We start from the raw sequence: 8,793 nt of genomic DNA on the forward strand, positions 1-8,793 counted from the left end.
CCGGCCCCGCCGCGCCGGGCCGCGCCGGCGAGCCCCACCCCGAGGGCCGTCTCGGTGCCGGCGACGGCCAGCAGCAGCTCCGGGCGGCGGACGAGGGCCCGCTGGTACCGCGCGAACAGCCCGTCGCCGGTGGGCTCGGTGGTCATCCCCCGCAGCAGGGCCGAGCCCACGCCCGTGGGCTCGTAGTGCTCGGCGCCCTCGGTGGCCGTGAGCTCCCGGTGGCCCTCGACGACCTTGGCGGCGAGCACGGGCAGGCCCAGCAGCTGCAGGACGGACTCCAGGACCAGGTCGGTGGACTCCCCCAGCACGTAGTTGCGCAGCCGGTTGGTCTCGGCCGGGTCCAGGTCGAAGACGGAGGCCACGGACTCGATCTGCAGGTCCGAGGTGCCGCCGGAGCACAGCCGGACGAGGTCGCGCTCGAACCGGGCGGCCGGCGTCTGCTCGGCCTCGACGGACACGCCGCCCGCGGGGAGCCAGTCGGGGCCCCACTCGAGGGCGCACACGGCGTCGGCCGCCTCGAGGTCGGTGACGGACGCCGGGTCCTCCCCCGCGAGCAGGACCTCGAAGGAGCGGGTGGCCCCGTCCGAGGACAGCGCCACGGCGGTCTCGGCGAGACCGGTGCGCACGGCCCAGAAGTCGACCTCGGCGTCGAAGACCACCACGGACCAGCCGTGCCGGGACACGGCGGTGAAGCCGGTGCCGGACAGGGCCGCCAGCACGGGCAGCTCGGGGGCGTCCAGGTGCACGAGCAGCACCCGGCGAAGCCCCGGGTGCTCGGGCTGGAGCTGCTGGCCGGTCATCCGCACGAAGGTCTCGGAGAGCTCGTCGAGGGTGCAGCCGGGCTGCACGGAGCCGTCCTCGGCCCCCTGCGCCAGCCGGCCCTCGGCGTCGGCGAGGAACATCAGCTGCGTGGCCCGGGGGCCCTCGGCGTAGGCGCTGATCAGGCGGTGGTGGGCGATGACCTTGCGCATCCCCTCGCAGGTGGGGCGCGGCCCGGGTCCTTCGGACGCGGTGTCCTCCGTCGCGCACAGCACCGTGGCCGGGACCAGGTCCCACGCGGAGGTGGGGGATGCGATGTCGTCGGCGGGGAGTGAGGTCATGGCGTCCATGCTACGCCGTCGCCGGGGCCGGGCCGGGGGTCCGGGGCGTGCGCCCGGTGGCCCCGGGGCGCTCAGCGGGGCCCGTCGACGAGCTCGGCCGTGGTGCCGTCCTCGAGGGCGGCCAGGCCCGCCCGCAGGCGTCGGGCCAGTCCGGGCCGCAGGTACCGGTCCAGGTCCTCCGGCGCCGTCCAGCGGTGGCTGAGCAGCTCCTCCTCCTGGATCGTGATGGGCGTGTCGGCGCCGATGACGCCGCCGTCGTAGACGAAGGAGACCGAGTCCCCCCACAGGCCCATCGCCACGCCGTGGTGGACGACGAGCAGCCGGCCCTCGGGCAGGTGCAGGCCGACCTCCTCGACGACCTCGCGGAAGCACCCGGTGCGGGGGTCCTCCCCCGCCTCGACGGTGCCTCCGGGCACGGTCCAGTCGGACTTGTAGTTGGGCTCCACGAGGAGCACGCGGCCCTCGGGGTCCCGGATGAGGGCCTCCGCGGCGAGGCGGCGGGTGGGCAGCGAGTCGACGAACTGCTTCAGCTCGGTCTCGGACAGGTAGGAGCTCACGGCGCGATCACTGCCCCAGGAACTTCTCGAAGCCCTTGGGCAGGTTCAGGTCCGCGGGGTCCGGCTGCCCCGGTGCCGCGCCGAACGCCGATCCGGCGGGTGCCTTCTGCTTGCGCTGCTGCTCGAGGGCCGCGTTCTCCTGCGCCCGCTTGGCGGGGTTGCCGGAGCGGGACCCGCCCTTCTTCGCGGCGCCCTTGCCCTTGCCCTTCTTCGGGCCGCCGCCCGCACCGGGCATGCCGGGGATGCCGGCGGGCATGCCGGGCACGCCCTTGCCCTGGGCCAGGCGCTTCATCATCTTCTGCGCCTGGGCGAAGCGCTCCATGAGCTGGTTCACCTCGGAGACGGTGACGCCCGAGCCCTTCGCGATGCGGGCGCGGCGTGAGCCGTTGATGATCTTGGGCGCGACCCGCTCGTGCGGGGTCATGGACCGGACGATGGCCTCGACGCGGTCGATCTCGCGCTCGTCGAAGTTCTCGAGCTGCTCGCGCATGCCGGCGGCGCCCGGCATCATCATGAGCATCTTCTTCATCGACCCCATCTTGCGCAGCTGCTGCATCTGCGCGAGGAAGTCCTCGAAGGTGAAGTCCTCCTGGTCGGTGAACTTCCGGGCCATCTTCTCGGCCTCGTCGCGGTCCCACTGCTTCTCGGCCTGCTCGATCAGCGTGAGGACGTCGCCCATGTCGAGGATGCGGGACGCCATGCGGTCCGGGTGGAACTGCTCGAAGTCGTCGACGTTCTCCCCGGTGGAGGCGAACATGATGGGCTTGCCGGTCACGGAGGCCACGGACAGCGCGGCGCCGCCGCGGGCGTCGCCGTCGAGCTTGGACAGGACCACGCCGGTGAAGTCGACGCCCTCGTTGAAGGCCTGGGCCGTGTTCACGGCGTCCTGGCCGATCATGGCGTCAATGACGAAGAGCACCTCGTCGGGCCGGACGGCGTCGCGGATGTCGCGGGCCTGGTCCATGAGGGCCTCGTCGATGCCGAGGCGGCCGGCGGTGTCCACGATGACCACGTCGTGCAGCCGCGCGCGGGCCTGGGCCACGCCGTCCCGGGCGACCTGCACGGGGTCGCCCGTGGGGTCGTCGAACTCCGAGGTGGTGCCCGGGTGCGGGGCGAAGACCGGCACGCCGGCGCGCTCGCCCACGACCTTGAGCTGGGTGACCGCGTTGGGCCGCTGGAGGTCGGAGGCCACGAGCAGGGGGCGGTGGCCCTGGCCCTTGAGCCACTTGCCGAGCTTGCCGGCCAGGGTGGTCTTGCCGGCGCCCTGGAGGCCGGCGAGCATGATGATCGTGGGCCCGGTCTTGGCCATCCGGATCCGGCGGGTCTGGCCGCCGAGGATGTTCTGCAGCTCCTCGTTGACGATCTTCACGACCTGCTGGCCGGGGTTCAGCGCCTCGGAGACCTCGAGCCCGAGGGCGCGCTCCTTGACCGCGGCGGTGAACTCCCGCACGACCGGCACGGCGACGTCGGCGTCGAGCAGGGCGCGGCGGATCTCCCGCACGGTGGCGTCGACGTCCGCCTCGGTCAGGCGTCCCTTGCCTTTGAGGTTCTTGAAGGTGGCGGTCAACCGGTCGGACAGTGAATTGAACACGGGTCGAAAGCTGCTTTCGTCGAGGGAGGCGGCCGGTGCCCCGCGGTCTGCGCCGCGGGCCGCGGCCCGGCCCGGTGTGGCGGGTCAGTGTCCAAGGTTAGCAACTCCGGGCGGCGCGGGGCCCGCCCCGTCGCCGTGCGGGGACGACGACGGCCGGCCCCCTCCCGGTGGAGGGGGCCGGCCGTCGGGACGGGTGGGGTCAGAGCGCCGTCTCGTCGCGCTCGCCGGTGCGCACGCGCACGGCCTGGTGCACGTCGGTGACCCACACCTTCCCGTCACCGGCGCGGCCGGTGTTCGCGGAGGAGACGATGACGTCGACGATGTCCGTGGCCTGGTGGTTGTCCACGAGAATCTCGACCCGGACCTTCTCGAGCAGGTCCACCGTGTACTCCGCGCCGCGGTAGACCTCGGTGTGCCCGCGCTGCTGCCCGTAGCCGTGCACGTTCTGGACCGTCATGCCCTGGACGCCGTAGGACTCGAGGGCGGACTTGATGTCCTTGAACTTCTCGGGGCGCACGATCGCGGTGACGAGTTTCATGGAAGGGATGCCTTTCGTGAGGAGGGAATGCGCCGGCGGTCGCCGCACGGCTCAGCTGTGCACCGGCTCGGAGCGGCCGGGCTCGAAGGACGAGGCGTCCTCGCCCGCGGCGTGCCGGCCGGGGCTGAAGGAGCCCGTGGCGTCCCCGGCCAGGGCGTAGCCGGACTCGGCGTGCTGGGTGATGTCGATGCCGTCGATCTCGTCCCGCTCCGTGATCCGGAAGCCGATGGTCTTGTCGATCGCGATGGCGATGACGAAGGTGAGCACGGCGCAGTACAGGACAGAGACCAGCACCGCGACGACCTGGGTGAGCAGCAGGCCGAAGCCGCCGCCGTAGAACAGGCCCGCGGTGCCCTCGGAGGGCAGCGCCACGAAGCCCAGGGCCACGGTGCCGACGATGCCGGAGACGAGGTGCACGCCGATGACGTCCAGGGAGTCGTCCATGCGCAGCCGGTACTTCAGGCCCACGGCGAGGGCGGAGCAGATGCCGGCCACGAAGCCGATCACGATCGCCCAGACCGGGGAGACGTTGGCGCAGGCCGGAGTGATGGCCACGAGCCCGGCCACGGCGCCGGAGGCGGCGCCCAGGGAGGTGGCGTGCTTGTCGCGGATGCGCTCGGTGAGCAGCCAGCCCAGCATGGCCGCGGAGGGGGCCACGAGGGTGTTGATCCAGATGAGGCCGGCCTGCTCGGCGGTGCCCGCGGCACCGGCGTTGAAGCCGAACCAGCCGAACCACAGGATCGCGGCGCCGAGCATCACGAGCGGCAGGTTGTGGGGGCGCTGGCTCGGGTCCTTGCCGAAGCCCTGGCGGGCGCCGACGATCATGATGAGGATCAGCGCGGCCACGCCGGCGTTGATGTGCACCACGAGGCCGCCGGCGAAGTCGATGGCCTCGCCGATCGCGGAGCCCACGGCGCCGTCCTCGGTGAGCAGCCCGCCGCCCCAGACCATGTAGGCCAGGGGGGCGTAGACGAGCGTGGCCCAGACGGGCACGAACACGGCCCAGGCGCCGAAGCGGGCCCGGTCGGCGATCGCCCCGGAGATCAGGGCGACGGTGATGATGGCGAAGGTCCCGCCGTAGGCGGCGCCGAGGAGGTCCTCGGTGCCCATGATGTCGGCCAGGGCGAAGGACGGCACGGGGCTGCCCGTGAGTCCGCCCAGCAGCGGGTCCCCGCCGCTCATGGAGTAGCCCCACAGGACCCACACCACGGAGACGAACGCGATGGAGATGAAGCTCATCATCATCATGTTCAGGACGCCCTTGGCGCGGGTCATCCCTCCGTAGAACAGGGCCAGTCCGGGGGTCATGAAGAAGACCAGGGCTGCCGCCACGATCGTCCACACGTGTCCAGCGGTGATTTCCACGATGTGCACCTCTCTCTGAAGCTTGTCAGGTCACCGGTGCCACTGGCCCGTTCCCCGAGGGGCCGTCCGGTGCTCACCGTTCACTGTCGAGTCTCCGAGAGAGATGTTTCGCCTGCCGCCGCGCGGGGTTGCGGACATGTTTCACGCCCGCCGCAATGGTTACGAGCACGTGAACTGCGGCGGGCGTGTGGGGGAAAAGGGGGACGGATCAGTCGAGCAGGGCGTCCACGAAGCTCTCGGGCTCGAAGGGCGCGAGGTCGTCGGGTCCCTCGCCGAGGCCGATGAGCTTGACCGGCACCCCGAGGCTCTTCTGGATGGCGACCACGATGCCGCCCTTGGCGGTGCCGTCCAGCTTGGTGAGGACGATGCCGGTGACGTCGACCACCTCGGCGAAGACCCGCGCCTGGGTCATGCCGTTCTGCCCGGTGGTCGCGTCGATGACGAGCAGCACCTCGTCGACGGCGGCGGCCTTCTCCACGACCCGTTTGATCTTCCCGAGCTGGTCCATCAGCCCCGCCTTGTTCTGGAGCCGGCCGGCGGTGTCGATCATCACGACGTCCACCTCGTGCTCGATGCCGGCGGTCACGGCGTCGTAGGCCACCGAGGCGGGGTCGGCGCCCTCGACGTGCGAGCGCACGGTGGGCACGCCCACGCGGGCGCCCCAGGTGGAGAGCTGGTCGGCGGCCGCGGCGCGGAAGGTGTCCGCGGCGCCGAGCACCACGTCCTTCTCCTCGGCGACGAGCACGCGCGCGAGCTTGCCCACGGTGGTGGTCTTGCCCACGCCGTTGACGCCCACCACGAGGACGACGGCGGGGACCGGCCCCTTGCGCTCCACGGCCAGGGACCGGTCCATCGACGGGTCGACCAGTGCGAGGAGCTCCTCCCGGAGCATGGCCTTCACGTGGGCGGGGTCGTTGGTGCCCTCGACCTTGACCCGGCGCTGGAGGGCCTCGACGAGGGCCATGGACGAGTCGGTGCCGAGGTCGGCGAGCAGCAGCGTCTCCTCGATCTCGTCCCACACGTCCTGGTCGATGCGGTCGCGCGAGAGCAGGGCCAGCAGGCCCTTGCCGAAGACGTTGTTGGACCTGGCCAGCCGCCCGCGCAGCCGCGCCATCCGGGACGCGGCGGACTCGGGGCGGTCGAGGGCCGGCCGGGTGTCGGCGGGCGGGACCGGGGCGGTGCCGGGCTCCAGGTCCCCGGGGGCCGCGACGGGGCCGCCCTCGAGGTCGTCGGGGTCCCGGGTGGAGGGGTAGCCGCCGCGGGGCGCCTTGGGCCCCCGCAGCAGGACCAGCCCGAGCAGACCGAGGACCACGACGGCGATGAGCACGTATGCGAGAACGGGTATCGAATCCACGTCGCCCAGCTTCTCACACCGCCCGGTCCCCGGGCCGGGGGCCGCGGGGCCGGGCCGCCGCCCGGGGTCCTAGACTCGACGGGTGCCTGTCCAGCCCGCCGCCGCCGCGCCCGAGCGCGACCGCGTTCCCCAGCAGATCACGGTGCTCATCGCCGCCGCCTTCGTCATCGCGATCGGCTACGGCATCGTGGCCCCGGTGCTCCCCCAGTTCGCCACGACCTTCGGGGTCGGGGTGGCCGCGGCCTCGGCCGTGGTCAGCGTCTTCGCCGTGGCCCGCCTCCTCTTCGCGCCGGCGGGCGGGCGGATCCTCAACCGGATCGGCGAGCGCCCGACCTATGTGACCGGCGTGCTCATCGTCGCGCTGTCCTCCGCGGCCACCGCCTTCGCCCAGACCTACTGGCAGCTGCTGCTGTTCCGGGGCCTCGGCGGGATCGGCTCGGTGATGTTCACGATCTCGGCGATGGGGCTGATCGTGCGGCTGGCGCCGCCGCGGATGCGCGGGCGCGTCTCGGGCTACTACGCCTCTGCGTTCCTGGTGGGCGGGGTGCTCGGCCCCGTGGTCGGCGGCCTGCTCGCCGGCTTCGGCATGCAGGCGCCGTTCCTGATCTACGCGGTGTCGCTGCTGGTGGCCGTGGCCGTGGTGCACTTCCGGCTCAAGGACGAGGTGCTCGGCGCCGGCGCGGACCGCCGGAACCAGCCGGTGATGACCGTGGCCGAGGCGCGCCGGGTGGGGGCCTACCGCTCCGCCCTGGTCTCCAGCTTCGCCAACGGGTGGACCGCCCACGGGATCCGGGTGGCCCTCGTGCCGCTGTTCGCGGTGGCCGTGCTGGGGGCCGGCCCGGCCGTGGCCGGCCTGGCCCTGGCGGTCTACGCCGCGGGCAACGCGATGACCCTACCGGTCACCGGCCGGCTCACGGACCGGTTCGGGCGCAGGCCGCTCGTGCTCTCGGGCCTGGTGCTCAACGGGGTCGCGACCATGGGGCTGGGCCTGGTCCAGGACGTCCCGTGGTTCGTGGTCCTCTCGCTCGTGGCCGGGATGGGCTCCGGGACCCTGAACCCGGGCCAGCAGGCGACCGTGGCCGACGTCATCGGACCGGACCGGGCCGGCGGACCGGTGCTGGCCCGGTTCCAGATGAGCGCCGACGCCGGGCAGATCCTCGGCCCCGTGGTGGCCGGTGCGCTGGCCGACGCCGCGGGCTTCGGCTGGGCCTTCGGGGTCTCCGGGGCGATCATGCTGCTGGCCGCCGGGGCGTGGCTGCCGGTGCGGGACACGATGGAGCGGCCCGAGACCCCGCCCGTGCGCGGCGCCGGGCAGTAGCGGCCCCGGGCACGAGCACGGCGGGCTCAGCGCAGCTCGGCGAGCCGCTGCCCGATCACGGTGGTCACGCCGTCCCCGCGCATCGCGACCCCGTAGAGGGCGTCGGCGATCTCCATGGTCCGCTTCTGGTGGGTGATGATGATCAGCTGCGAGGTCTCCTGCAGCTGGCGGAAGATGCTCAGCAGCCGCCCGAGGTTGCGGTCGTCGAGAGCCGCCTCGACCTCGTCCATGACGTAGAAGGGCGAGGGACGGGCCTTGAAGATCGCCACGAGCAGCGCGATCGCCGTCAGCGACCGCTCCCCGCCGGAGAGCAGGGACAGCCGCTTGATCTTCTTGCCGGCCGGGCGCGCCTCCACGTCGATCCCGGTGCTGAGCATGTCCGTGGGGTCGGTGAGGCGCAGCCGGCCCTCCCCGCCCGGGAACAGGGTGGCGAAGACGCCCTCGAACTCCCGGGCGGTGTCGGCGTAGGCCTCCGCGAAGACGCGCTCCACGTGCTCGTCGACGTCGCGGATGATGCTGCGCAGGTCCTGCCGGGAGCGCTTGAGGTCCTCGAGCTGCTCGGCCAGGAAGCGGTGGCGCTCCTCGAGGGCGGCGAACTCCTCCAGCGCCAGCGGGTTCACCCGCCCCAGGGAGGCGAGCTCCTTCTCGGCCCGGCGCAGCCGCGCCTCCTGCTGGGCGCGCACGTAGGGGGCGCCTCCCGCGGCCTCGGCCGGGTCGCCGGACGCGACGCCGAACAGGGCGTCCTGGCCGTCCTCGGCCGCCGCCGGCGCGTCGTCCTGCGGCGCCCCGGGGGCGCGGTCGGAGCCGGCGCCGGCGCCGGGTTCGGGGTCGGGGTCGGGGATCAGCAGGTGCGGCCCGTAGTGCTCCACGAGCGCGTCCGGGGTGAGCCCCAGCTCCTCGAGGGAGCGGTCCTCCAGGGCCTGGATCCGGGCGCGCTGCTGGGTGCGGGCCAGCTCGTCCCGGTGCACGG

The 8,793-nt window shown here is 73.1% G+C and carries 8 protein-coding genes; 1 reads left to right on the top strand and 7 read right to left on the bottom strand.

The window, feature by feature from the left end; all coding sequences use genetic code 11:
• The 6 genes from CRM73_RS16800 to ftsY form a co-directional block, all read right to left on the bottom strand.
• Nucleotides 1-1,100 (bottom strand): hypothetical protein (locus tag CRM73_RS16800; RefSeq protein ID WP_229588585.1); only part of this gene is annotated, 1,100 nt, incomplete at its 3' end.
• A gap of 71 nt (nucleotides 1,101-1,171) precedes the next feature.
• Entirely contained in the window at nucleotides 1,172-1,657 is a 486-nt protein-coding gene (locus CRM73_RS16805; protein ID WP_017833764.1) for an NUDIX hydrolase, read from the bottom strand.
• 7 nt (nucleotides 1,658-1,664) lie between these two features.
• Nucleotides 1,665-3,248, bottom strand: a complete 1,584-nt coding sequence (gene ffh / locus CRM73_RS16810; RefSeq protein WP_017833765.1) for a signal recognition particle protein — start codon at nucleotides 3,246-3,248, stop codon at nucleotides 1,665-1,667.
• 199 nt (nucleotides 3,249-3,447) lie between these two features.
• Nucleotides 3,448-3,786, bottom strand: a complete 339-nt coding sequence (locus tag CRM73_RS16815; protein ID WP_017833766.1) for a P-II family nitrogen regulator — start codon at nucleotides 3,784-3,786, stop codon at nucleotides 3,448-3,450.
• A gap of 51 nt (nucleotides 3,787-3,837) precedes the next feature.
• Nucleotides 3,838-5,151: an ammonium transporter gene (locus tag CRM73_RS16820; protein WP_081615781.1), complete on the bottom strand. Its 1,314-nt coding sequence runs from the start codon at nucleotides 5,149-5,151 to the stop codon at nucleotides 3,838-3,840.
• A gap of 208 nt (nucleotides 5,152-5,359) precedes the next feature.
• Nucleotides 5,360-6,505, bottom strand: a complete 1,146-nt coding sequence (gene ftsY / locus CRM73_RS16825) for a signal recognition particle-docking protein FtsY (RefSeq protein WP_052133099.1) — start codon at nucleotides 6,503-6,505, stop codon at nucleotides 5,360-5,362.
• An 82-nt stretch (nucleotides 6,506-6,587) separates the two neighbouring features.
• Between ftsY and CRM73_RS16830 the strand changes: the two genes are divergently transcribed.
• Nucleotides 6,588-7,823, top strand: coding sequence for an MFS transporter (locus tag CRM73_RS16830; RefSeq protein ID WP_017833769.1), 1,236 nt, complete (start codon nucleotides 6,588-6,590; stop codon nucleotides 7,821-7,823).
• 26 nt (nucleotides 7,824-7,849) lie between these two features.
• Here the strand turns inward: CRM73_RS16830 and CRM73_RS16835 are convergent.
• A partial coding sequence (locus tag CRM73_RS16835) for an AAA family ATPase (RefSeq protein ID WP_229588586.1) occupies nucleotides 7,850-8,793 on the bottom strand: 944 nt, incomplete at its 5' end.

The sequence above is a fragment of the Kocuria sp. CCUG 69068 genome (assembly GCF_020833785.1).
GTDB lineage: Bacteria > Actinomycetota > Actinomycetes > Actinomycetales > Micrococcaceae > Kocuria > Kocuria rosea.